The organism is Streptomyces sp. LHD-70, assembly GCF_031157275.1.
In the GTDB taxonomy this organism is placed as follows: domain Bacteria; phylum Actinomycetota; class Actinomycetes; order Streptomycetales; family Streptomycetaceae; genus Streptomyces.
The window spans coordinates 1-20,149 of sequence record NZ_JAVIFW010000009.1 but is presented as its reverse complement, the minus strand read 5'-3'; the positions used below and the strand labels follow the sequence as shown (position 1 = coordinate 20,149).

Here is a 20,149-nt window from a genome sequence, read left to right as displayed (position 1 = left end):
AAGCGCCAGATGTTCGGCAGAGCGGGCTTTGCCCTGCTCCGCAAGCGCGTCTTGCTCTACTCGTGAAGCAGAGGTCGGGTGCGGACGATCGCTCTGTAGGGAGGTGCGGACGGCGGCTGCCGGGAGTGAAATTCCGCTAGACCAGGCAGAACTCGTTTCCTTCCGGATCGGCCATCACCACATGATCGGGCTTGCCCTGCAGGTCCTCCTCACGAACCACGGTCGCACCCGCAGCGGTCAACCGCTCCACCGCCTTGACCACGCGCGGCCATCGCACCTCCCACGGGGTTTCACGGCCGCCACCGACTTGTACGTCCAAGTGCGCCCGGTTCTTTACCGTCTTCGGCTCCGGCACCTTCAGGAAGGACAAGTTGGGGCCCGCCCCTTCAGGATCACAGAGGTACGCGCCCTCATCCCACTCGTCCTCCGGGATCCCGTGATGAGAGAACCATTCCTCCCAACTCCCGAATCCTGCGGGTGCGGGCTTCGCCGCATAGCCCAACGCCAGTGCCCAAAACACGGCCAGCTTCGCCGGGTGCGCGCAGTCGATCGTCAAGCTCCACCTGGTCGCCATGCGGCCCTCCTCGGTCAGATGCGGCGACGGTACTGCGCACCTCTGACATCACGGTCAGTTAGCCCTCCACATAAAGAGAGCCAGAACCCGAGAACGGACAGCACCCGTCGACCCGTCGACTGACTCCCCGTCCTGGGCAGAGGGTGCCCTTCCTGGCCCTCGGTACCCGCGACTGCTGCAGTTCCCGGCGGACAGCCAAGACAGACCGGCCCGGTCCTCGGCCTCTGGGTACCGGTGGTCCCTTCGCCTCGCCTGCGGTGCACGCCCGTGGTGCGATGAAGCAGGGGTCGGGAAGGAGAGAGCGATGACACCACCGGCAGGGGAACGCAAGGTTGGCGCGGGCCCTGTGTCGGTCCGCCCGCTGGGTGAGGCGGACCTGGATCGGGCCGACGAGATCTTCAGGGTCGCTTTCGGGACGTTCCTCGGGGTTCCCGAGCCGAAGACGTTCTTCGGGACGGCCGACTACGTCCGTACCCGCTGGGCGGCCGATCCACAGGCGGCCTTCGCAGCGACGGTCGAGGGCGAAGTCGCCGGATCGAACTTCGCCGTCAACTGGGGCAGCGTCGGGTACTTCGGCCCGCTGACCGTACGTCCGGACCTGTGGGACCAGGGCGTCGGCAGGCGTCTCATGGAGCCGGTCATGGACTGCTTCGACACCTGGGAGAACCGCCACCTGGGCCTGTTCACCTTCTCGCACAGTCCGAAGCACCTTGAGCTGTACCGTCGGTACGGTTTCTGGCCCCGATTCCTCACAGCCATCATGAGGAAGCAGGTCGCAGGCAGTGCCACGGTCCCTCGCCGAATGCTGTACGGCCAGCTGGCCGCCGCCGAGCAGCCCGGCGCCCTGAGCCTCTGTCGCGAACTGACCGGGTCCGTGTACGAGGGCCTGAGCCTGGAACGCGAGATCGTAGCCACGCACGCGCAGGGACTCGGTGACACCATCCTGCTCCAGGGCGCCGGCTCCGAGCTCGATGGCCTGGCCGTCTGCCACTGCGGAGCCGGATCGGAGGCCGGAGAAGACGTGTGCTTCGTCAAATTCGGCGCTGTGCGTCCTGGCCCGGAGGCCGCCGACCGGTTCGAACGACTGCTCACCGCGTGCGAGCAGCTGGCCGCCGAGCGCGGACTGGGTCAACTGGACGCCGGGATGAACCTGGGCCGCCCGGATGCCTACCGTCGCATGGTCGACTGCGGCTTCCGCACCTGGCTGCAGGGCGTGACCATGCACAGGCCCAACGAACCTGGCTACAGCCACCCCGACGCCTACGTGATCGACGACTGGCGCTGAGACCCCGCCACACTCGGCCCGCGAGGAAGGCCGGGTGCTGCCCGAACCCGTGAACATTCCGCGTCGGCGCTGACGGCCAGACACCTCCCGGACCACTGTCGAAGTGCTGTCCATTCTCATAAACGGAGCCATTCCACAGGTAGCGGAGGCCGATGCGGTGTCCGGTGGGATGGGCGAGGTAGGCCACGGGGCCGGATGTGCTGTCCCCGTCGAGTGATCAGCCTTCGCCGAGCTTCTCTGCCGTCTCCTCGGCGAAGGCCTTGAAACCGTTGATCGTTACGGTGTGCTTGGTCTTCTTCGTCTTCTCCGGGGCGTCTTTTGATTCCTGCCTCGCTGGCTCACGCTGCGGCCACCTCTGTGAGGCGGTCCAGGGTCCGGAGCATGTGGCGGGCCTTGTGCTCGAACTGGGCTTGTTCCACGACCGAGTTGCGGTGGCGGATGACGGCGGAGCGTTCGGTGAGGGCCTTGGCGACGCCGCCGTCCTCTGTGGTCAGGGAGTTGCCGCACCAGATGGCGACCTTGGGGCCGAGGTCCCAGGTGATGGCGTTGACGGCGGCGCAGGCTGTGGCCAGGGGGTCGATGTCGTTGCCGAACCAGCGGAATTCGTGTGGGTTCAGGCCGCGGTCGCGTAGTGCTTGGGCGATTGAGCGGAACATGCCGCCGGTGCCGATGGCCGGCTCTCGTACGCTCGTGTCGGGTTCTGACGTCCCGCTGTCCAGCGCTGGTGTTGCGGGACATGAGGTTGTTGACGCCTGATCAAGCCTTCCCTGCGTCGCGATGAGTCCTGGAAGATCGCGGTGCGCCCGGACGTTGGCTCCAGGTATGAAGATCAGCGAGGCTTCCAGAGTCAGCGGCGTGAGTGCGCGATCGTTGCGGCACTACGAGGATGAGGGCTTGATCGTCCCCGGTCGTTTCAGCAATGGGTTCCGCGACTACTGCCAGTCCACTATCGACCGGGTGCTCGTCATCCGCTCGCTGCTGGAGTCCGGGCTGCCCGTGCGGTTGATCAGGGAAGCTCTGCCCAGCCTCACTGACGGATCTGATGGCTGCACGGACGTCGTGGACGCGGAGTTCCTGCACGAGGTGCAGAGCCATCGCGATCGCCTCGCTGCGCGTATCGCCATTCTCAGCGATCAGCAAGCGGCACTCGACGCCTACCTACGGGAGGCTCGTCGCGCTGGTCTATGACCGCCACTTGACCTTGACGTAAGTGTGAGACTCCTACGTTTCGTGCATGGAGATCAACGAGCAGCAGACCAGCGCCGGACAGACGATGCGGGCATTGGTCCAGCGGTCGCGCCGAGGGCCGAAAGACCTGACCCTCACGACCGGTCCGCGCCACCCCACCCTGGGGCCCGGCGAGTACCTGATCCGCGTAGGCGCCGCCGGGGTCAACTTCGCTGACGTCATGCAGACCCACGGCACGTACGCAGGAGGCCCACGGGCGCCCTACGTGGCGGGCTTCGAAGCCGCTGGCGAGATCGTGGGCGTCGGCCCGGACGTCAAGAGCCCTCTTTCGCTCGGCACTCACGTCGTCGGAGCCGGACCGGGCGCCTTCGCGCAGTACATGACGATGCCGGCCTCCGGTGTGCTCCCCGTGCCTTCCGGTTGGAGCGACGCCGAAGCCCTCGGCATGGTGCTGAATTGGGCCACCGCCTTGGCAGCACTGAAGCCGTTGGGCGAGATAGAGGCGGGTGAGGTGGTGCTCGTTCATGCCGCGGCCGGAGGCGTGGGGCAGGCCGCCGTCCGCCTCGCCCACCACTACGGTGCACGCGTGATCGCCACGGCCTCACCGGCCAAGCACGACACCGTCAAAGCTCTCGGCGCCGACGAAGTCCTGGACAGCCGACGTGCCGATCTGGCCGAGGAGATCACCCGCCTGACCGGCGGGGTCGACCTGGTCCTGGAATCGGTGGGACAGGCCACCTTCGAGGTCAGCCTGTCGGTCACCAAACCCTTTACCGGACGCGTCGTCGTGTTCGGCGCCGCTTCCGGCGACGCCACGGTGACCACGCGCGACTTGGTCTTCACCCACCAAGTCCAGCTCAAGGGCCTACACATCGGTGCGCTGGCGGCCACCGCACCGTCCCTATACCAGTCGCTGCTCGTCGAGATCGAGGCACTCATCGCTCACGGCGTGTACCCGCCCGGCACCCCTCAGGTTCACCCCCTGGCCGAGGGGGCGTCAGTGCTGCAGCAACTCGAAGCCGGCCAGACCCGCGGCAAGCACGCGCTCGATCCCTGGCGCTAGGAATGCCTGTGACTCACCGCAACGCACCGCTGTCCCCAGAGGGGGCGACTGCGCCTCGCACAACGCTGCCGGAACCGCCCGATCGCTCACGTGGTGGCCGAGAGGCATCTCCCGCGCGTGCGCGTCGAAATGGGTCAACCGCTACCGTCGCTATGGTGAACTCGGTCTGCTCGAGGGTTCCTCAGCACCCCAACGCCAGCCGACCGCGACCAACGCGGACATCGTGGCCAAGATCGAGGCACTCCGTCGCGTCGAAAAGTGGTCAGCGTCCCGGATCGCGTTCGAACTTCAGACTGAAGGAATCTCGCTCAGTCGCCGCACCGTCTCGCGGCATCTGCTTGCCCTCGGACTGAACCGGCGCCTGTTCATCGACCCCAACGGCCAATCGAACCGGCACCCGCGGAAGATCGTCGCCCGCCGTCCCGGCCACATGGTCCACATCGACGTGAAAAAGGTCGGCCGGATCCCAGAAGGGCGGCGGCTGGCGCGTCCACGGATCTTTCGCTTTGTGGCATGGGTGGGAGCCCCGGGGCCGACCGCTCGCATCTGTGCGGCCCCGGGGAGTCATGGGGTTTGGTTAGGCGTGCTCGGCCTTCCAGCCGGTCACGTAGGAGCCGACCTCTTCGGCCAGTTGAGTCAGGGCGAGGTCGCCGGGCGGGTCGCCTTCGGGTGTCGTCGTGTCGTAGATGACCTTCGACGTGCCGTAGGTGTTGTCGATGTGGACGGCGCACCAGCCGCCGAGCTCGGAGCGGTCGTCGTGCCAGGGGAGTGCGTAGCGGCCTGCGATGGCGACGTACTGCTCTCCGTCGCCGGTGAGTTGGACGGTGATGCTCAGCTCGTTGCCGCACCAGTCCACGCCTACGTCGGTGCAGTGTTCTTCTAGGGCCGCGATCACGTCCGCGTAGAGCGCGCGTGCCCTGTCTTCGTCGGCTTGGCGCAGGAGTTGGACGGCGCTGAGGTAGGTGAGGGTCATCACTCGTCCACCTCGCCCTCGCCCTCGGCCAGGTCGGGTGGGACGTGGCGCTGGCAGACGAGGCTGAGCGGTTCGCCGTCTACGGGCAGGTCGATGTCGAGGGTCTCCGGGGCCTCGCACAGCAGGCACTTCATGGTGATGGTGCGGACCATGCGGTGCATCCGTACGGTCGTCCGCCGGGGCAGGTGCAGACGGGGTCCGGCGCCGGGTAGCGCGATGGCCACGAGTTGTACGTCGGGGGCGACTTCGAGGTTCTCGACCCATCGCACGACGAGAGGTGTCCGGGGTGCGGTGTCGAGGCTGAACGTGTCGCCGGGGCGTAGTTCGCCTGCCTCGACGGGGCGGTTGAAGGTGATGGTGATCAGGGTGTTTCCGTTGGTGGCGGTCATCGGTCGGTTCTCCTTTCTCTGCTTGAGCTGCTGCTGGGGGCTACTCGGCGAGGAGGGTGGCGGATCTGCTGAGGGGGCCGTGGTCGAGTTCGTCGGCGATGTGTGGTGGTACGCGGGGCACGCGGACTGCGACGAGAACGACCTCTCCGCGGCCGAAGTCGGCGGTGACGGTGCCTTGTTCGGGGTCCACGGAGGTGACGCGTCCGTAGGCGGGCTGATCGGGGTGGCGGATCCAGTGGCCTGGGGAGAGCGCGGGCAGATGCTGGGCGCACAGGCCCGGGTCGCGCAGGGAGAGGTGCGAGGCCGAGGGTCTCCAGCACAGGGCGCCGTCGGGGTGGGGGTGTTCGCAGCCGCGGGTGACGTGGCCGTAGCCGTCGCATCGGATGAGGAACTCGCTGGGCGCGGGCGCGGTCGTGCGGACGACGGCCAGGGTGACGGAGCCCTGGGGTCCCTGCTCGTGGTGCGTTACGTGTTCGATGGTGAGACCGATCATGGTGGGCCAGGTCCTCAGCGCGGTGGCTGAGAGGGCTTGTGCGTGCTGGGCGGGGATCGGCGGGGCTGCGGTGGGCTGGACGGTCAGGGTCATGACAATCCTTTTGTGTCGTCCATGGGGAGTAGGAGGAGCGCGGTGTGGTCGTCCGGCCCGCCCGTGCGGAACAGGTGCTGTGCCCTCAGGTGAGGTAGGGCTTGCATCTGGGTGGCGAGGGCGCTGATCTGCCGTTCGGTCTCGGGTGGCCATAGCGGGTGCTGGTCGTCGACCGCGAGGGGTTTGCCGAGGCTTCCGACCGCGTCCGCGGTCTCTGCATGGGTGATGGCCTGGACGCGGCAGGGGTCGGCCGAGAAGTCGACGGTGAGCAGGGCGGCGTCCGGGTGGTGCGTACGGACGAGTTCGGCGAGTTTCGACGCACGGTCTGCGGGAGGCAGGTCGAGCACCCACAGGCCGTCCGCGTCCGGCTCGGGGCGTACCGCGCTCCATGCTGCGGATGTCAGGCCGGTGAGCGCGTCTGTCAGGTCGTCGGTGATCTCGCCCAAGTCGAGTGCTTCCTGCGCGACTTCGTCAGGGATGCGCACCTCGGTGCCGTCGGGTTCGGTGCTCGAGAGCGACTGTAGGTCTGCTTCTCGTGCACGTGCGTAGTGGGCGAAGGTCAGGTGGGTGGCCGTGGGGAAGGCGTTGCGGACGCGGGCGGCGATGTGGTCGAGGACGCTGATCTCGTACCTGGCCAGTGCCTCGTTGACGGCGCGCGCGGCCGTGTTGCGGTGCCGGAGGGCGTCGGTGACCTCGGTGACCTCGGTGACTTCGGTCGAGGGCTGATGGGTGGCTGGCGTGGTCCGGGAGCTCTTGGAGCTGGGCGCGTTCACGGCGCGGAGGTGGGGTTGGCGGACGGCAGGGGGAGCAGCCTCGGTGCGACTTCGTCGTCGCAGGTCGGGCCTCCGAAGGGGAGCAGGTTCCCGTCGCTCAGGTGGGGGAGGGCGTGCACCTGGGCGAGGAGGTGGGCGAGTGTGTGGCTGGTGCGGAGGGGCCAGGGGTCTTCGGCGTCGCGGGTGCACTTGCCGCAGGGGATGCCGGTGGTCTGCCCGTCTGTGTCGATGACGGCGATCAGGCATACGCCGATCGCGTGTCCGGCCCAGCGGAAGCTGCAGACCAGCCCTTCGGCGTTCGGTACGTAGGCACGTACCAGCTCGGCGATTGCGTCGATGCGGTCTGCTGGCGGGAGCACGATCCAACGGCGGTGGGGATAGGCGTAGTTCGGGTGGGGGCGGACCAGTCCCCAGGTCTGGAGGTAGCCCGTCGCGAGGGAGTTCTCCAGGTCGTGGACCAGCTGGTGCAGGGCCAGTGGGTCGTCGGTCCAGTCCTCGGAGTCGGCGTCCAGGTCGCAGAGCTGGCGGTAGTTGGCGAGTCCGTCTGTCTGTTCGCTCCAGATGCTGTGCAGTGTGACGTCGTCCGTCTCTGGGTCGATCGTGACCTCGAGGTAGCGGGCGTCCTGGTGGCAGGCGGAGCGGATGCGGGTGGCGATGTCGTCGAGGAAGGCGAGGTGGAGGGCGCGCCCTGCCCGTACGTAGGCGAGGGAGAGCTGGGCGAGGGGGTCTTCGTTGTCGCGTGCGGGCTCGTTCATGTCGTCGTGTGTGTTGTTCGGGTTGTTCATGGTTGTTGTCCTGGTTCTTGTCAGGTGGCGCGCTGGATGACGACGGCGGTGGCGTTGTCGGTGCCGGTGAGGCCGCCGGCGCGGGCGAGGATGTTGGCGGCCTCGGTGGCGTCGGTGCTGGGGTCGCGGAGGACTGTGGCGATGGCGCGGTCGGCCAGGTGCCGGTGAACGCCGTCGGTGCACAGCAGGAGGCGGGTGACCTGCCGTACGGGCAGGTGGGTGGTGACGAATTCGTTGCGGCCGACGGTGCGCGTGACCTGCCGTTCGTCGGTGGTGGCAGATCCGCTGCGCTGTGCTGCCTCGGTCATGGGTGTGGGGAGGCAGTGGTCGAAGGTGGCTCGCTCCAGGGCGCCGGACTCGTACATCACGTAGGCGCGGCACAGTCCGGCCCAGGAGATCCACAGCCGACTGTGATCGGTGGCGAGGAGCGCGGTGACGATGGATGCGTCCGCTTGGGCGTCGAGGCCGCGGGGTTCGGCGTCGTTGTAGTGGGTGGCGCGGCGAACGCGCGCTGTCTGGCAGCCGTGGCCGGGGTCGTGGCGCAGGGTGGCCTTGGTCGCTGCCGTGGCGGCGAGTTGGGCGATGGTGGCGGAGTCCTTGGTGTCGCCGATCCCGTCGGTGACGGTTGCGGCGATGCGTCCCGTGGTGTCGTCACGGTTGACGGCGTACGCGTCGGCCTGGATGTCTCTGCGGCCCTTGCTCTGGGCGGAGCCGGTCAGCCACTGGTGGCTGGGCAGGCTGGGCATGGGTGAGTTCCTGCTCTCTCTTTGTGGAAGGTGATGCGTGGCGCGCGTTGTTGAGGGCGCCAGGTGAGGGGGCGGTCGTCCGGGGCCGGGCTGCTCGCACCGGCGCGGCCCCGGACGGTGATCAGTGCGGGAGGCGGCTAGACCGGCACGGCTTCGTGTGCCGTGCCCGTGTCCGAGCCCTGGAACAGCGCGCAGGAGTCGCCGTCCGGCAGGTCGTGTTCGCTGTCCCACTGCCCGCATCCGGAGCACTGCGGGTGGCCGGGGTCGGGGATCGGGGTGGCGATGAAAACGCCGGGCAGTCCGCCGTAGGTGAAGGTCACCGCTCCGGTGATCTCCTCCAGGCATGCCGCCCCGAGCCGGGCTCGGAGGGCGCGGATGAGTGCGATGCGTACGCGTGCGCCGGAGCGGATCACGGAAGTCGGGCGGGAGTCCGGCGAGGTTCGGGGATCCTGGTAGGCGACCGTGTACGCGGGGAAGTTGGCCTCGGCGGGGTGGGTGAGCGGGCGGGCCTGGAACTGCCATGGGCGGTCGTCGTCCCGGGGGTCGTCCTCGAAGGGGACGACCGCTTCCACGATGGTGAAGACCAGGTCCTCCTGGTGTGCGTCGAGTCCGACGGCCTGGGCGGCTCGGCGGCACATCAGGCGGAAGATGTCCGGTGAGTGCCGGTCCAGCCACTCGTCGGGAGTCAGCGCTCGCCCCATGGCTTGCTGGTGGACGGCGACGTCGTGCTGTACGGCCCGTGCGACGAGGCGGATGGCCTCGTGGATCTGCGTCGGGCTGACGCCGTGTCGGGCGGCTTCCGCGTAGAGCAACTGCTCGCGTGTGAACTGGTCCACGTTCTCTCTCTCCTCTGTTGCTTCGGGTGGGCCGCTCCCGCCTCCAGTGGGGGTTTCGGCGGGAGCGGCGGGGTCACGGTGCTGTGGGGCTGTTGACCGTCCGGGTGTGCAGCTCGGTGAGGCGCGCGGAGAGGCGTCGGCCGAGGGTGCGGGCCGGGTGGGCGGTGCCGTGGTCGTCGGTGACGGCCTCCAGGCACCAGCGCCGGTGGCCTTCGCGGCGGATGAAGTCGACCGTCTGGCCCGGGTTCTGGCCGTGCAGGGACAGCCGGTAGACGGTGGCGTCGCCGTCGCCGTCGCCGTCGTCGACGTGGTGTTCGGTGGGGGCGTGGACGATGCGGGCCGCGAGGACTATCGCGGCGATGTTGGTGATGTCCATCGGGGTTCCTCGCACTCTGGGTTGCCTGACCCGATATGGGTCAGGGAAGGTGTGTAAGTGTCTCCACGTATGACGAAGTCACAGGAATGTGCCTGCGGGTCAGAGCAGGTCGCGATAGAGGTCGGTACGACCGGTGGCCTCGCGCAAGGCGGCGATCAAGAGCCGGCCGGCTCCCTCGACGCCGAGGATGTTGCGAACGAAGTCGGCAGGCGCGACCTCGCGGCCGACCGCCTCGCCGAACGCCGCAGCCATTTGCTCGCTCGCGTCCTTGGCCAGCAGTTGAGCCTCCGTGAACTGCCCCGGGCTGACGCCTTGGCGGGTGAGGCTCGCTTCGAGTTCTTGCTGCATGTGCGGAGTGACGGGCTGGAACATGGGATGCAACCTTCGTCGGTCGGGGGGTGTTGTTTGATCAAGCTGATATAACTTTATCAATCTTGATCATTTGTCGTCAATATCTCTCTATGGTCGCTGAGTTCGGCGGGCTGGCCGTTTCCGTGCGGCGGTCGTAGCGCATCGCGGGCTGCTTGACGGGCTCTGGCGAGCATGCCGTCACGCTCCTGCTGCGCCACCATTCCCCGGCGTGCGCGTTGCTCCTGCAGCCAGAGTCGGGTGCTCAGGCGTTCGCGTTCCGCGGCCTCTTGGTCGGCGGTGGCGTCGGCTGTCCTGCGCTGCGCGCGCGGGTTGGTGCCGCAGCCGCGACAGTTGGCGCCGGGGGTGTGAGGGTGAGCGAGGCAGTCGGCGGCTGGTCGGTCCGCGGCTTCGCGTTCACTCTCGGGCTGGTGCGGCTGGTGCGGCTGGTGCGGCTGGTGCGGCTGGTGCGGCTGGTGCGGCTGGTGCGGCTGCGGCTGCGGCTGCGGTTGGGGCTGGGGGTTCTTCTGCTGGTGGTTCTCTGACGGTTCCCCGGCCACATTGGCCGGTTGCTGTGCCTGGTCTGGCCGCCGGTCATCCTGGCCACCGGCCGAACTGGCCGTCTGTTTTGCCGGGGTGGGCGGAGGCGTGCTGGGGCGAGCGTTCTGGATCGTGTAGCGGTTGCTGGTACGGAATCCGTGGGCAAACCGCGCTTTGGACACGATGAAGCCCTCCCGCTCCAGCCACTTGAGATGCCGGCGAACTGTGCGCTCACCTTGGCTGGTCTTGGTCGCGAGAGTCTCGTGGCCGGGAAAGCAGGACCATGACTCGTCGGCGAAATCGCACAACGCCAGCAGGACGAGTTTCGCGCCGGGGTTGCTGATGCTCTGCCGGAATGCCCATGCAACAGCCTCGATACTCAAACCCTGGCCCCCTGTTCCCTCTTCCACGCGGCACGCCAGCGGGAGACCGTTCGCTGCTCGGTACCGAGAAGGCCGACGATGGCCGCAAGGGCGTATCCCTCGCCCGTCATGAGACGCGCGGCGAGCTGCCGTTCGGCATGGTTGAGCTCGGGTACCGGCCGATCGCCGTTGACGGCCCGTTCGACAGCCAAGAAGTCGATGACGGGGGTTCCGGTGTCCGTAGTGCTGACGTGGATGTGGCGGGCCTGCCGGGTGGGGTCGGTAGCCGCGACGGTGTGGGAAGCCGTGGTGAGCGGCCGCGAGACGTAGGCAGCGGGCATGATCACCTCTCCTGTGCGGCGTCGACGGTGCGGCCACGCTCCGGGGTCTGTGCGCTCTGGTGCTCGGCCTCAGGAGCGGTTGCTTCCGTGTTGCGGCCTGCCTGCGGCTCGGGGCTGGCGCCGTCGCTTTCGAGCACGGCGATGGCGTCACTGGCACGGTGCCCGCCTGCGCGCAGCAGGCGCACGGCTTCGGCGTTCAGCTGCTCCAGGGCGGCGGCGATGTCTCGCGCCTCGTCGCGTTCGATGAGGGCCGCAACGGCTCGCTGACGCCATGAACGCGACGCCCGCTGCAGTTGGTCGATGACTGGGGCGACGACCTTCATCGCGTCACTGGCCAGGTCTGCCGAGAAGTCGGCATGCGCCAGGCGAGGCCAGCAGGAGGCGAGGTGGTCGGCGATGCGCTCCTGCAGCACGGCGGGCGGAGGGCTGGCGGGTTGCTCGTCGGTTCCCAGTGCTCCGGTCGAGGGCTCAAGGATGGCCAGGAGCGCGGGCACGGGAGTGTCGCTCCCGCCGCTGTTCTGGCTCGCGAGCAGTTGCAGTGCGGCGTCGATGCGGAGCTCGGGTGGGTTGTTGGGCGGGTTGGCGTCGGGCGGGGTGGAGGCGGTGGTGTCCATGCGGGACCTTCCGGTGGTTGGCATGAGGCGGAATGGGTGGTGGGGCAGGCCGACCACTGGGTCCGACAACTCGAGCCCAGTGAGCAGCAGTTGGGAGGGCGGGGGCGCTGTCAGGGAGTGTCAGGCAGGCGAGAGACGTTGATGGTGCGCGAGGAGCGGCCGCCCGACTTGAGCGGCACGTCGAGGTTGAGGCCCTCGAGGATCCGGATCATCGCTTCGGGGTCCGGTACGGGCGGCCGCGGGTTGCCGCCTGACCACGAGAGCTTGAAGGCGCCGTACGTGCCGGGCTCCGCCGCGTCGAGCACCTTCCGCGCCTTGGCCTTGCGCTTCTTCGCCGCGCTCTCGATCTCGGCGGCCTCCGAGTAGGCGCCGAGCGCGGCGGCGAGGTCCTCACCATCCGCGATCAGGATGGTCTGAGGGGCTCGGTCGTCGGCCAGGGCGTCGAGATTCCAACAGGCCCTCTTGAAAGGGCAGTTGTCGCAGATGATCGACAGCCCCGGGCCGTCGAGGTCGCGGGGCATGGCCTCCGGCTCCGGGCTGGCGAGCACGTCATCCGCCCAGGCGAGCGCCTGATCGGCGACATCCTGGTCGTACGGGCGTTGGTGGACCACGACCTGGCCGTACTCGCGGCCCACGTACCTGAGCCGTACGACGTCCACGGGCAGCGGCTCACCGACGGGCAGCTTCGGATGCTCGGCCAGGCCGCCCGTCTTCAACAGGTGCGCGTACAGGTGGACTTGAAACCACTCATGTCGGTGCGGTCCGTGGCGTACGACCATGTCCAAGGCGCGAGTGGACTTCGTCTTCAGGTCTTCCACTACGCCGACCTCGGCGCCATACGGGCTTGTCTGCCCGGTGAGGCTCGCGGGCGCCCAGTAGGCGTCCGCGTGGCCGAGGAGCGTGCCGTTGGTGAGTTCGAGCTCTGTGAACGCTCCGTACTGCTGCTCCAGTACGCGCAGGATGCCCTCGTGGAGCCAGGTGCCGAGGATCGCGGCGTGCATGGTGTCGGCGAGGTCGGTGGGCCAGGTGCCGTGCACCTCGTAGGCGGCTCGGCGCCTGCACAGGCCGATGGAAGACGGGCCGAGGAGCTGTTGGCGGGCGCGCGGACGGGCACGGTCGTCTCTGTGCGCGGCCTTCCACAGGTCGGGGATGGGAACGGTGCTGGTGAGGGTGTCGCTGGGCATGCAGGTCCTCGCACTCTGCTTGTTGGTGAGGTGTCCCGCGAGCGGCGGGATGACGTGTCAGCTGGTGGGCTGGCAGCTATGGCTTCTTGCGCGCGGTGGCCTTCGTCGCCGTGTTCCGGCGCGTAGCTCGCTTGGGGCTCGCTTCAGCGGCGGGCCGGGATGCGGTCCTCTTGGCGGTGCGCTTGGAGGCCGAGGTCTTCTCTGCTGCCGTGCGCTTCGTGGGCCGCTGGCCGCCCCGCTCACCCGCCTCGGACTCCTCCCGCTGCTCGCGGAAGGTGGCGATGCGGGTGGTCATTCGGGGAGTGCCGAGGTGTTCGGCGGAGTCGGCCAGCAGGCGGGCCAGGTCGTTCAACTGGTCTGCCCCGGCGTCTTGGTAGGCCACATCGTTGAGCTCGAAGCAGAGGTCGTTGACCTCGCCGAACGTGATGTCCAGGACGTCTGCAATGCGCTCGACGTCTTGGCGGGCGAGGGGGAGCGGGTCCCGTGCGGGCTCGTCTGTTGCATCAACCGCGAGGGCCGCCGCCTCCCCGACTGTGCCATTCGCCCCTTCACTGGCTTCTTGGTGATCCGAAGGTGCGACGGATTGGTAGCGGCGCTCCGGCTCACCCTCGACAACTTCGGCATCGACCACTTCGGCCGCCGAGGGCTCCTGCTCGGACTGCTGCGCCTCCTTGGCGGAGGGCCGCGAGGGCTCGGCAGGTGTCGCAGTGCTGTAGTCACGCAGTCGGGCGGCTGCGGCCTGGACGCGTTCCCGGGACTCGGCAGCGTCCGCCGCGTGCATCTCCTCGTCCACCTGGAGCCCGGACAGGTCTGCCGGGCAGGCACGCCTCAAGGCCAGTGCTTCGGCAACCTTGCTGAGCTGGCTCGCCGGCATCTGGGGCCAGAGGCCGCCGAGCTTGTAGTCCTGGGATTCGTAGTCCCACACCTTCGGTGCGTACTCCCGCCAGTGCGCGACCGCGGGGAACCGGGAGCCTCCGCGCCAGAGCACCGCCCTGCATGCGGCAGGCGGTTCATCGCGCAGCCACACGGTGTGTTCGCTGCCTTCGGCGTCGTACCAGACGAAGTCTTCGTAGGCGAGCGCCTGTCCGGCTCGGTCGGCGGCGCGGCGGGCGATGAGCCGGTAGCCGTCGATGCCGGTTTGGATGGTCCAGCGCACCTCTCCGCGTGACCGTCGTTTGATCATGTAGATCTGGCGGCCGAATGGATCAAGCCCGGATGCCTTGCAGTAGTGGAAGAAGATCCCCAGCTGAGCCGGGGCGGCTTCCGCCAGGTCCGGGAACGCTGAGCGCAGTGCGCGCAGTTGCTGGTCCTCGAACGCCTTCTGGTCCTCGCGGATCGCGAGCCAGGTGACGGGTGGTTCCGCCATGTCCCCTCCGGTCATGTGTTTCCCCAGTCGGTCTGACATCTGTCTCCACGTACGCATAGCGCAAATGTCATCTATATAACTTTATTCGTCGAACATTTTCACCGTCAAGGATCTCCTGACGGTCGTGCGTTCTCTCGTGAGCGCGCGACACGAACGGCGAAAGCCCGCCAACCCTTCGGGCTCGGGAAGTGGCGGCTCGTCATCGGTCGCACCGGCAGTCGTCCCTCGGCCGGGCTTCTCGCGTCGAACTGCACGATCAAGCATGGTGGTCGCACATCCGTCTGGACGTATGTGAGTCACACTGTAAATCGTGATCGCGGATGCGGCCAGAGCCGCCTTGGTTGCGGCTCGGACTGGTCTGATGACTCAACTTTGCTGCCATCAGGCGCAGTTGCTACTGGCGTGAATGCGTTTCGACCGGGCATGGTGGAGGGACTCGGCGTCGTAAGGCGCCACATGGTTCCGTCATGGGAACCCGACTTGAGGGAGGGCGGACATGGCTGCGTATCACCGGCTCATGAACTGCTCTGCCCACGACAAGTAGCGCGAGGCCGACCGGGGAAGTCACGGCTCGCTCCTGCGTGCAGGTCGCTGCATGCGCAGGAACGCATCTCAACCCTTCCGATCAGGCGTGCTGATCCACGGCCGTCTGTCCTCGTTGGCGCCCCGGCTCTTCGGCCACCGGACGTTGTCCAGTCAACTCTGGCTCGCATCGGAGGAATCCCATGACCATCACGCTCGCGCGGTTCGCCACCGCCATACCTCAGACCCTGCTGGCGGTCACCATCGTGCTGGCCGACACGTTCCTGATCGCTCTCGTCATCGTCGTACGGGGCACCGCGCCCGAACAACGCCCAGCGGTCTTACGGGCCTTCGCTCAAGTGCTCCCCGTACGACGGAGATAGAGCACCGCCCCTGGGGGTGTGCCGGCGCGCATCCCCAGGGGTGATGAGGATCGTTGAATTTGGCTCTGACCGCAATTCCAATTCCGTGAAAGCGCAGGTCGGCGATGGGGGCGCAACACCTTCGCCTGGGACGTCTCGCCTCGTGGCGATCAGTGGCCGCGGAAGGTATGGGCAGCGGCCGGCGATCTCGTGGTGATCCGATGGCTCGGCTGGTTCACGCCTGGAACTGGGTGAGATCGATGGTGTAGACGCGCAGCGGATAGCCGTACACCGGGTGTGTCGTCACGCGTTCCGGCACCATGTCCAGCTTCCGGATGACGTTCTCGGAGGCGTCGTTACCCACCCGGTTAATGCTGATCACGCGGTCGAGGCCACGGTCCTGGAGCGCGAACTCCAGGGCGGCTTGGGCGGCTTCGGACGCGTATCCCTGGCCCCAGAACTGTGAGCCGAGCCGCCAGCTGATCGCCACGGCGGGCAGCACCTCCGGCAGGAACTCGGGCACGGACAGACCCGTGAAGCCGACCAGTTCACCCGAGGCCAGCAGCTCGACGGCGAAGAGCCCGAAGCCCTCCTCGTCCCACTCCTCCTCCCATCTCTCGATGGCCTCCGCCGTGTGGCCCAGGTCGCGCACCGAGCCGTCGTCGATCCACTGCATGACTCGCGGGTCCGCGTTGACGTCCGCCATCGGCGCGAGGTCGTCGTCATGCCAGCGGCGGAGGAGGAGGCGGGGGGTGCGGATCTCGGTCATGGCGCCCATCCTGCCGAAGGCAAGGGCCTCATCGGTAATCGGCGCTTGTCCATGTTGCCGCTCCGGAACCGCAAGGCGAAGGCTGCCCGCACGCACGCACGCACGCACGCACGCACGCCGGGGATGAAAGGTCGGGCTGATGGTCCGGGGAGGCAGCCTGCCTCGGCACCAAGATCATTCACGGAATCGGAATCGCGGTCAGAGCCGATTTCACAGATCCTCATCAGGGGCGGTACCCGTGCGGAGCTGCTGAAGTCAGCGCTTGGCGCGTACCGAGACGGTCAGGCCGGCGGCCCAGATCTCCTTGATGAAGGCGGTCACCTCGTCCAGATCCGCCTCGTCCGGCTTGTAGCTCCGCGTGGGAGGCAACGCCGGAGGCGCCGGCTTGGGCTCGGTGCTCTTCTTGCGGCCCCGCGGCTTGAGACCTTCGCGCTCCCCGGCGCGGAGTCGCTCAATCGCGTCAGGCAGTACGGTCCGGCTGCGTTGCTCGGCGTCCTCCAGGACCGTGTCGAGCAGCCACAGAGGGGAACCGGAAACGACGGCGTCCTCCGCGGCGAAGCTGTTGCGTGCACGCCACTGGTAGATGTCGCCGTACTTCTTGCCGAAGATCCAGGGGATCTCCTTCAGGCCGACGACCGGCGGGAGGTCGTCGACCTTGTCGACGACGTACCAGCCGCGCCGCTCGGCCTTGAACGCCTTGAGGCGCTCCTTGTTGGCCTCACGGACGTGCGGCTCTGCGAGGCCGAGGACGGTGGGAAGGAACCAGTACGGGTTCCCGGAGACGACGAAGTCGGGGTCGGGCAGGACCCCGCGCGTCCGCCACAGCTGCGACGTCTGCCGTTCCACGCCGTAGAGGGACGCGATCTCCGAGTGCCCCAGCAGGTAGGGGAATGCTCCCGCTGCCATAACGGCCTCACGACCTCTCCGGACGACCCGTCCACGTATAAAGAAGGCTTGATACGTCAAGCTTAGTTGGGTGGGGTGGTGCGGGGTCCTTCTGGGGCCAGCAGCTCACGCGGAGCGGGTCGATCGCATGTCCGGCGGTTGATGAACGCCGGGGCGCTCACCTACCCTGGGGCCCTCTTTCCTTTGTGGAAGTGGCGCCCCGGGATTCTGACTCGCACTCTGGTCCGGGGCGCCTTCATGTCCGAGGGCTGCCGGCGTATCGCCTTGCCGGTGTGGTGACCGTGTCCGAACGGCCGATGGCGTCATTCGCTCCAAGCGGACTTGTCCGTCGCCTTGATGCAGTACTTGTCCCACGTGCGTGACTCCTGCGTGGACGGTACGGCGCATGCGGTGACGCCGAAGGACTCCTCGACGACGGACATGTCCGTGAAGCGGTCCCTGCCGTAGTCGACTACCGCGCTCTGGGCCGAGCCTCCGTCCACCCGCTGAGTCACAGCATCACCTGCTTTCGCCTGCAGGACCCGGGCCCAGACCACTCCGCAGTGCTTGCTGTAGCGGAGGTGCAGTCGCACCGGGTTGTCCTGCTGTGGCTCAAAGGTCACGGCGTCAGCTGCGCAGCCCTGTGTCAGCGGGCTCTTGCCGTCACACCCGGCGCCAGGGCATTCGGGTGCCGAGGGCGTGAGCAAGTGGGTGAGGAGGACTGGTACGACTCCACCGACCAGCGCGACGGCAAGCGCGGTGATGACGGCGTTTCTGGCGGACGCGCGGATCCATTCCCATGCCGATCGCAGGCGGGGTGCTGCGTTGCTGCGCAGGCTGGTCCCCAGACTTCGGAGCCGCTGGAGACTGAACGGGTTGGCCACGGGGAGCTCCTCTGCAACGGCGATCAACCGGCCTTGTGCTCCTACGAGTTCGCTACGACACCAGTATCCGAGGGGCAGGGCTGTTTGCCGATTGAGTTTCCGTGGGGAGGGCGCCCACGTCGATCAGGCGATCAGGTGTCGACCGTACGCATCAGCACAATCACCACCGACGCGACTGCCGCGAGGACGGCGATCGTGGGCAGCGGCCAGCGGTTCTTCTCCAAGGAGGCCACACGCGCCTCAAGGTCCGCCAGCTCCTTATCGGTCTGGTCCGAGCGCTGCACGAGTAGGGCGAGCTGGCCGTCGATGCGGCTGAGACCGAGCTCCAATGCGCGGCGCAACTCGGCCAGAGCCAGAGCGACTTCACCGTCCGGCACTTCTACTTCTCCTTCCACTCTTGATTCGGTACTTGGCTGACCGTCGCCTCACCTGGTTACGTTCGCCGGGTCCGCCTTCTTGGGTAGCCAGGAGCCTGTGCCCCAGTGGCCGAGGACCGTGCCGAGCGCGGACTTTAGTGCGGCGAGCGCGGCAGGCAGGGCGGAGACCGCGGCCGACTGCCATGTGGAGAGGTTCACCAGGTCGGTGGCCTGCGTGGCGGCGAGGAGTCCGAGGAACGTCTGGACGTACGTGGCCAGAGTGCGCTCGGCGACATCGGCGAGGGTCTGCGACATCGCGTCGGACTGCTGATTCTTGGGTGAGTTGGTGGCCGGTTCGGTACGACGGCGACGGGTGCCGCTGTCTCTGGGACCGGGACCGGGACTGGGGACAGGGGCACGACCGGGGACGCGGAGTCTGTCCCAGCTGTCCTTTCCGGGGATACCGTCCGCTCCGGCACCCCGGTGTCCGCACTTGAGCTGCCAGGCGGCGTACGAGCGACGGTGGGCGTCGTTCCACTTCGAGCCGGGGCCCTGCGGGTAGCTGTCGCAGCCCTCGGCGACCAGGCGCTCTCCCACTGCGGCGATGAGTGCTGAGGAGCGGCCTGCCCGGAAGTGACCGGCTCCGGGGAAGGGCTCGTACCGGCGCTGAGCAGTGGCCGAGACGTCGTCATCTCTGCCGGTCTTCGCGGGCTTCCGGTTCTCCTCGTCGTCGGCGGTGTCCTGGGTGTCGGGATTGCCGCGCTGACTGGACGGCACCTTGAGGTGCCGCGCGACTCGTGCACGAAAGTCATCCATGTCGATGCCGTACGGGTCGGACTTACCAGGCTTCCACTCCTTGTGGCCGATCACGCTGTGTTCGTTCCAGCCGTGTGCCTTGCAGATCGCGGCGGCCGCGCGTGCCATCGCGTCGACTTGAGCCGCCGGCCAGTTCTGGCCGCGCCCGGAGTTGATGCACTCGAAGCCGTAGAAGTGCCGATTGCCGTCTGCGTCAGGCTCGTTGTCGGTCGGGAGTTTCTTCTTCTCCGCCATGACGGCGAGCAGGACGTCGGTGTCGCCCATGCCGGCGTGGTTGGCCCGTCCGTACCCGACGAGGTGGACGGTGCCCGAGCGGTCGATGACTCCGTGGCAGAGGGGCCCGGGCAGGTCGTTGTAGCCGTTGCGGCACAGCTCGACCATGTCGTCCTCGGAGGAGTAGCCACCGGTGTGGTGGATCATCACCCCGTTCATGGGGCCCCAGTTGCCGTGGGTGTTGCGGTTGTGGGTGCGCCAAGTGCCGTGCTCTACGACGCCGAGGTGCGCGTTCTTGAGGGCGGACAGGAACTTGTCCGCGGAGAGGGGAGTAGCCACCTGCTCATGCCTTCAACCGGTGCCCGGAGGACAGTTGGCCGTGTCCGGGGTGCTCCGGGACGGTCCCTCGGTGGGCTAGCGCTCTTCGCAGGGCGGGTGGAGGGTCACTCGCTGGTGGTGGAGTCTAACGACGACGTCGGCTATCGATGTTCGGCCGTCTCGGCCTGAGGGTCGGGGACCGGTTCGGCACGTTGTCTCCGGCTCCTGGCGGCACTTACGACCAGAACTCGTCGTATGCCGCTTGATCCGCCCAAAGCTCCCAACCTTCGACGATCTTGCCGTCGCTGATGTGGAAGACGATGACATAGTCCATATCGAGCTCCTTACCCGCCCGCGACGCCGTGGCATGGAGCAGAGCGACCGTATGCGCATCGTTTGCGAGAACATCGTGGAGCTGCGGGCGGTACGTGCCACCTGACAGCTCGAAGTCCCGGGCGAACATCTCGAACGTCGCTTCGCGACCCTGGTAGTCCCCCGACAGCGGGCCCCGGCCCCCCAAGTGCCATGCGACATCGGGGTGGAAGACCTCCGCCAGCGCGTCCATGTCGTCGACTGAGAGGTCGTTAAGTCCGTTTCTGGTAGCGGCCTCGTCCGGGTTGGGTGAGGAAGCCTTGGCGGGTGAGGCGTCCGAGGCGGCTGCGCGTGACGTTCATGACCGGGTCGTCGGTGGGCAT

General features: G+C 67.7%; 25 protein-coding genes and 2 pseudogenes. 5 read left to right on the top strand and 22 right to left on the bottom strand.

Features of this window, described 5'->3' with window-relative positions:
* Positions 1 to 136 precede the first annotated feature (136 nt).
* On the bottom strand, positions 137 to 574 hold the full coding sequence (locus RCO28_RS18810; protein ID WP_308942305.1) for a VOC family protein: 438 nt from the start codon (positions 572 to 574) through the stop codon (positions 137 to 139).
* A gap of 304 nt (positions 575 to 878) precedes the next feature.
* Here RCO28_RS18810 and RCO28_RS18805 point away from each other — a divergent pair, with 304 nt between their 5' ends.
* The gene (locus tag RCO28_RS18805) at positions 879 to 1,859 is read left to right on the top strand and encodes a GNAT family N-acetyltransferase (RefSeq protein WP_308942304.1); all 981 of its coding nucleotides are present in this window, start codon (positions 879 to 881) and stop codon (positions 1,857 to 1,859) included.
* 338 nt (positions 1,860 to 2,197) lie between these two features.
* Here RCO28_RS18805 and RCO28_RS18800 read toward each other — a convergent pair whose 3' ends face one another.
* Complete coding sequence (locus RCO28_RS18800; RefSeq protein WP_308942616.1) at positions 2,198 to 2,578, bottom strand: N-6 DNA methylase; 381 nt, start codon at positions 2,576 to 2,578, stop codon at positions 2,198 to 2,200.
* Between the two features lie 103 nt (positions 2,579 to 2,681).
* Between RCO28_RS18800 and RCO28_RS18795 the strand changes: the two genes are divergently transcribed.
* From RCO28_RS18795 to RCO28_RS18785, 3 genes and pseudogenes are all read left to right on the top strand, one after another.
* Positions 2,682 to 3,047 carry a MerR family transcriptional regulator gene (locus RCO28_RS18795; protein WP_308942303.1) on the top strand — a complete coding sequence of 122 codons (366 nt, stop codon included), beginning with the start codon at positions 2,682 to 2,684 and terminating at the stop codon, positions 3,045 to 3,047.
* A 46-nt stretch (positions 3,048 to 3,093) separates the two neighbouring features.
* Complete coding sequence (locus RCO28_RS18790) at positions 3,094 to 4,110, top strand: NADPH:quinone oxidoreductase family protein (RefSeq protein ID WP_308942302.1); 1,017 nt, start codon at positions 3,094 to 3,096, stop codon at positions 4,108 to 4,110.
* 8 nt (positions 4,111 to 4,118) lie between these two features.
* A pseudogene (locus RCO28_RS18785) lies at positions 4,119 to 4,607 on the top strand (helix-turn-helix domain-containing protein); the annotation flags it as partial.
* A gap of 80 nt (positions 4,608 to 4,687) precedes the next feature.
* Here RCO28_RS18785 and RCO28_RS18780 read toward each other — a convergent pair.
* The 14 genes from RCO28_RS18780 to RCO28_RS18715 all read right to left on the bottom strand — a co-directional run bounded on the left by RCO28_RS18780 (position 4,688) and on the right by RCO28_RS18715 (position 14,329).
* The gene (locus RCO28_RS18780) at positions 4,688 to 5,083 is read right to left on the bottom strand and encodes a hypothetical protein (protein ID WP_308942301.1); all 396 of its coding nucleotides are present in this window, start codon (positions 5,081 to 5,083) and stop codon (positions 4,688 to 4,690) included.
* Positions 5,083 to 5,472 carry a hypothetical protein gene (locus tag RCO28_RS18775; protein WP_308942300.1) on the bottom strand — a complete coding sequence of 130 codons (390 nt, stop codon included), beginning with the start codon at positions 5,470 to 5,472 and terminating at the stop codon, positions 5,083 to 5,085. Before RCO28_RS18775 ends, RCO28_RS18780 begins: the two co-directional genes overlap by 1 nt.
* A 40-nt stretch (positions 5,473 to 5,512) precedes the next feature.
* Positions 5,513 to 6,058 carry a hypothetical protein gene (locus tag RCO28_RS18770; RefSeq protein WP_308942299.1) on the bottom strand — a complete coding sequence of 182 codons (546 nt, stop codon included), beginning with the start codon at positions 6,056 to 6,058 and terminating at the stop codon, positions 5,513 to 5,515.
* Positions 6,055 to 6,831 (bottom strand): hypothetical protein, encoded by a 777-nt coding sequence (locus tag RCO28_RS18765; RefSeq protein ID WP_308942298.1) that lies wholly within the window; start codon positions 6,829 to 6,831, stop codon positions 6,055 to 6,057. The genes RCO28_RS18770 and RCO28_RS18765 overlap by 4 nt, the downstream gene beginning before the upstream one ends.
* Entirely contained in the window at positions 6,828 to 7,616 is a 789-nt protein-coding gene (locus RCO28_RS18760) for a hypothetical protein (RefSeq protein WP_308942297.1), read from the bottom strand. The genes RCO28_RS18765 and RCO28_RS18760 overlap by 4 nt, the downstream gene beginning before the upstream one ends.
* A 20-nt stretch (positions 7,617 to 7,636) precedes the next feature.
* Positions 7,637 to 8,362 (bottom strand): hypothetical protein, encoded by a 726-nt coding sequence (locus RCO28_RS18755; RefSeq protein WP_308942296.1) that lies wholly within the window; start codon positions 8,360 to 8,362, stop codon positions 7,637 to 7,639.
* A gap of 137 nt (positions 8,363 to 8,499) precedes the next feature.
* Positions 8,500 to 9,198, bottom strand: a complete 699-nt coding sequence (locus RCO28_RS18750; protein WP_308942295.1) for a hypothetical protein — start codon at positions 9,196 to 9,198, stop codon at positions 8,500 to 8,502.
* 73 nt (positions 9,199 to 9,271) lie between these two features.
* Positions 9,272 to 9,574 (bottom strand): hypothetical protein, encoded by a 303-nt coding sequence (locus tag RCO28_RS18745; RefSeq protein WP_308942294.1) that lies wholly within the window; start codon positions 9,572 to 9,574, stop codon positions 9,272 to 9,274.
* Positions 9,575 to 9,673: 99 nt separating this feature from the next.
* Positions 9,674 to 9,946 carry a hypothetical protein gene (locus tag RCO28_RS18740; RefSeq protein WP_308942293.1) on the bottom strand — a complete coding sequence of 91 codons (273 nt, stop codon included), beginning with the start codon at positions 9,944 to 9,946 and terminating at the stop codon, positions 9,674 to 9,676.
* A gap of 56 nt (positions 9,947 to 10,002) precedes the next feature.
* Complete coding sequence (locus tag RCO28_RS18735) at positions 10,003 to 10,845, bottom strand: helix-turn-helix domain-containing protein (protein WP_308942292.1); 843 nt, start codon at positions 10,843 to 10,845, stop codon at positions 10,003 to 10,005.
* The gene (locus RCO28_RS18730; RefSeq protein WP_308942291.1) at positions 10,842 to 11,165 is read right to left on the bottom strand and encodes a hypothetical protein; all 324 of its coding nucleotides are present in this window, start codon (positions 11,163 to 11,165) and stop codon (positions 10,842 to 10,844) included. The genes RCO28_RS18735 and RCO28_RS18730 overlap by 4 nt, the downstream gene beginning before the upstream one ends.
* Positions 11,166 to 11,167: 2 nt before the next feature.
* Positions 11,168 to 11,779 carry a hypothetical protein gene (locus RCO28_RS18725; RefSeq protein ID WP_308942290.1) on the bottom strand — a complete coding sequence of 204 codons (612 nt, stop codon included), beginning with the start codon at positions 11,777 to 11,779 and terminating at the stop codon, positions 11,168 to 11,170.
* Positions 11,780 to 11,889: 110 nt separating this feature from the next.
* Positions 11,890 to 12,963 carry a PD-(D/E)XK nuclease family protein gene (locus tag RCO28_RS18720; protein ID WP_308942289.1) on the bottom strand — a complete coding sequence of 358 codons (1,074 nt, stop codon included), beginning with the start codon at positions 12,961 to 12,963 and terminating at the stop codon, positions 11,890 to 11,892.
* A gap of 76 nt (positions 12,964 to 13,039) precedes the next feature.
* Positions 13,040 to 14,329, bottom strand: coding sequence for a recombinase RecT (locus RCO28_RS18715; RefSeq protein WP_308942288.1), 1,290 nt, complete (start codon positions 14,327 to 14,329; stop codon positions 13,040 to 13,042).
* 725 nt (positions 14,330 to 15,054) lie between these two features.
* Here RCO28_RS18715 and RCO28_RS18710 point away from each other — a divergent pair.
* Positions 15,055 to 15,234, top strand: coding sequence for a hypothetical protein (locus RCO28_RS18710; RefSeq protein ID WP_308942287.1), 180 nt, complete (start codon positions 15,055 to 15,057; stop codon positions 15,232 to 15,234).
* A 214-nt stretch (positions 15,235 to 15,448) separates the two neighbouring features.
* Here the strand turns inward: RCO28_RS18710 and RCO28_RS18705 are convergent, their stop codons facing one another.
* From RCO28_RS18705 to RCO28_RS18680, 6 genes and pseudogenes are all read right to left on the bottom strand, one after another.
* Positions 15,449 to 15,982 carry a GNAT family N-acetyltransferase gene (locus RCO28_RS18705; protein WP_308942286.1) on the bottom strand — a complete coding sequence of 178 codons (534 nt, stop codon included), beginning with the start codon at positions 15,980 to 15,982 and terminating at the stop codon, positions 15,449 to 15,451.
* Positions 15,983 to 16,237: 255 nt separating this feature from the next.
* Positions 16,238 to 16,888, bottom strand: coding sequence for a hypothetical protein (locus RCO28_RS18700; protein ID WP_308942285.1), 651 nt, complete (start codon positions 16,886 to 16,888; stop codon positions 16,238 to 16,240).
* 302 nt (positions 16,889 to 17,190) lie between these two features.
* Positions 17,191 to 17,751, bottom strand: coding sequence for a DUF2690 domain-containing protein (locus RCO28_RS18695; protein WP_308942284.1), 561 nt, complete (start codon positions 17,749 to 17,751; stop codon positions 17,191 to 17,193).
* Between the two features lie 131 nt (positions 17,752 to 17,882).
* Positions 17,883 to 18,128: a hypothetical protein gene (locus tag RCO28_RS18690; protein WP_308942283.1), complete on the bottom strand. Its 246-nt coding sequence runs from the start codon at positions 18,126 to 18,128 to the stop codon at positions 17,883 to 17,885.
* A gap of 396 nt (positions 18,129 to 18,524) precedes the next feature.
* Positions 18,525 to 19,475, bottom strand: a pseudogene (locus tag RCO28_RS18685) (peptidoglycan-binding protein); the annotation flags it as partial.
* A gap of 214 nt (positions 19,476 to 19,689) precedes the next feature.
* A complete protein-coding gene (locus tag RCO28_RS18680; protein ID WP_374991195.1) occupies positions 19,690 to 20,019 on the bottom strand; it encodes a nuclear transport factor 2 family protein in 330 nt (109 codons plus the stop codon).
* Between the last annotated feature and the right edge of the window lie 130 nt (positions 20,020 to 20,149).

Bases quoted from the DNA above. Each gene is read 5' to 3' on its own strand.
- RCO28_RS18810 (WP_308942305.1), bottom strand. From the start codon at position 574: ATGGCGACCAGGTGGAGCTTGACGATCGACTGCGCGCACCCGGCGAAG.
- RCO28_RS18805 (WP_308942304.1), top strand. From the start codon at position 879: ATGACACCACCGGCAGGGGAACGCAAGGTTGGCGCGGGCCCTGTGTCG.
- RCO28_RS18795 (WP_308942303.1), top strand. From the start codon at position 2,682: ATGAAGATCAGCGAGGCTTCCAGAGTCAGCGGCGTGAGTGCGCGATCG.
- RCO28_RS18790 (WP_308942302.1), top strand. From the start codon at position 3,094: ATGGAGATCAACGAGCAGCAGACCAGCGCCGGACAGACGATGCGGGCA.
- RCO28_RS18780 (WP_308942301.1), bottom strand. From the start codon at position 5,083: ATGACCCTCACCTACCTCAGCGCCGTCCAACTCCTGCGCCAAGCCGAC.
- RCO28_RS18775 (WP_308942300.1), bottom strand. From the start codon at position 5,472: ATGACCGCCACCAACGGAAACACCCTGATCACCATCACCTTCAACCGC.
- RCO28_RS18770 (WP_308942299.1), bottom strand. From the start codon at position 6,058: ATGACCCTGACCGTCCAGCCCACCGCAGCCCCGCCGATCCCCGCCCAG.
- RCO28_RS18760 (WP_308942297.1), bottom strand. From the start codon at position 7,616: ATGAACAACCCGAACAACACACACGACGACATGAACGAGCCCGCACGC.
- RCO28_RS18755 (WP_308942296.1), bottom strand. From the start codon at position 8,362: ATGCCCAGCCTGCCCAGCCACCAGTGGCTGACCGGCTCCGCCCAGAGC.
- RCO28_RS18745 (WP_308942294.1), bottom strand. From the start codon at position 9,574: ATGGACATCACCAACATCGCCGCGATAGTCCTCGCGGCCCGCATCGTC.
- RCO28_RS18740 (WP_308942293.1), bottom strand. From the start codon at position 9,946: ATGTTCCAGCCCGTCACTCCGCACATGCAGCAAGAACTCGAAGCGAGC.
- RCO28_RS18730 (WP_308942291.1), bottom strand. From the start codon at position 11,165: ATGCCCGCTGCCTACGTCTCGCGGCCGCTCACCACGGCTTCCCACACC.
- RCO28_RS18725 (WP_308942290.1), bottom strand. From the start codon at position 11,779: ATGGACACCACCGCCTCCACCCCGCCCGACGCCAACCCGCCCAACAAC.
- RCO28_RS18720 (WP_308942289.1), bottom strand. From the start codon at position 12,963: ATGCCCAGCGACACCCTCACCAGCACCGTTCCCATCCCCGACCTGTGG.
- RCO28_RS18715 (WP_308942288.1), bottom strand. From the start codon at position 14,329: ATGGCGGAACCACCCGTCACCTGGCTCGCGATCCGCGAGGACCAGAAG.
- RCO28_RS18710 (WP_308942287.1), top strand. From the start codon at position 15,055: ATGACCATCACGCTCGCGCGGTTCGCCACCGCCATACCTCAGACCCTG.
- RCO28_RS18705 (WP_308942286.1), bottom strand. From the start codon at position 15,982: ATGACCGAGATCCGCACCCCCCGCCTCCTCCTCCGCCGCTGGCATGAC.
- RCO28_RS18700 (WP_308942285.1), bottom strand. From the start codon at position 16,888: ATGGCAGCGGGAGCATTCCCCTACCTGCTGGGGCACTCGGAGATCGCG.
- RCO28_RS18680 (WP_374991195.1), bottom strand. From the start codon at position 20,019: ATGGACGCGCTGGCGGAGGTCTTCCACCCCGATGTCGCATGGCACTTG.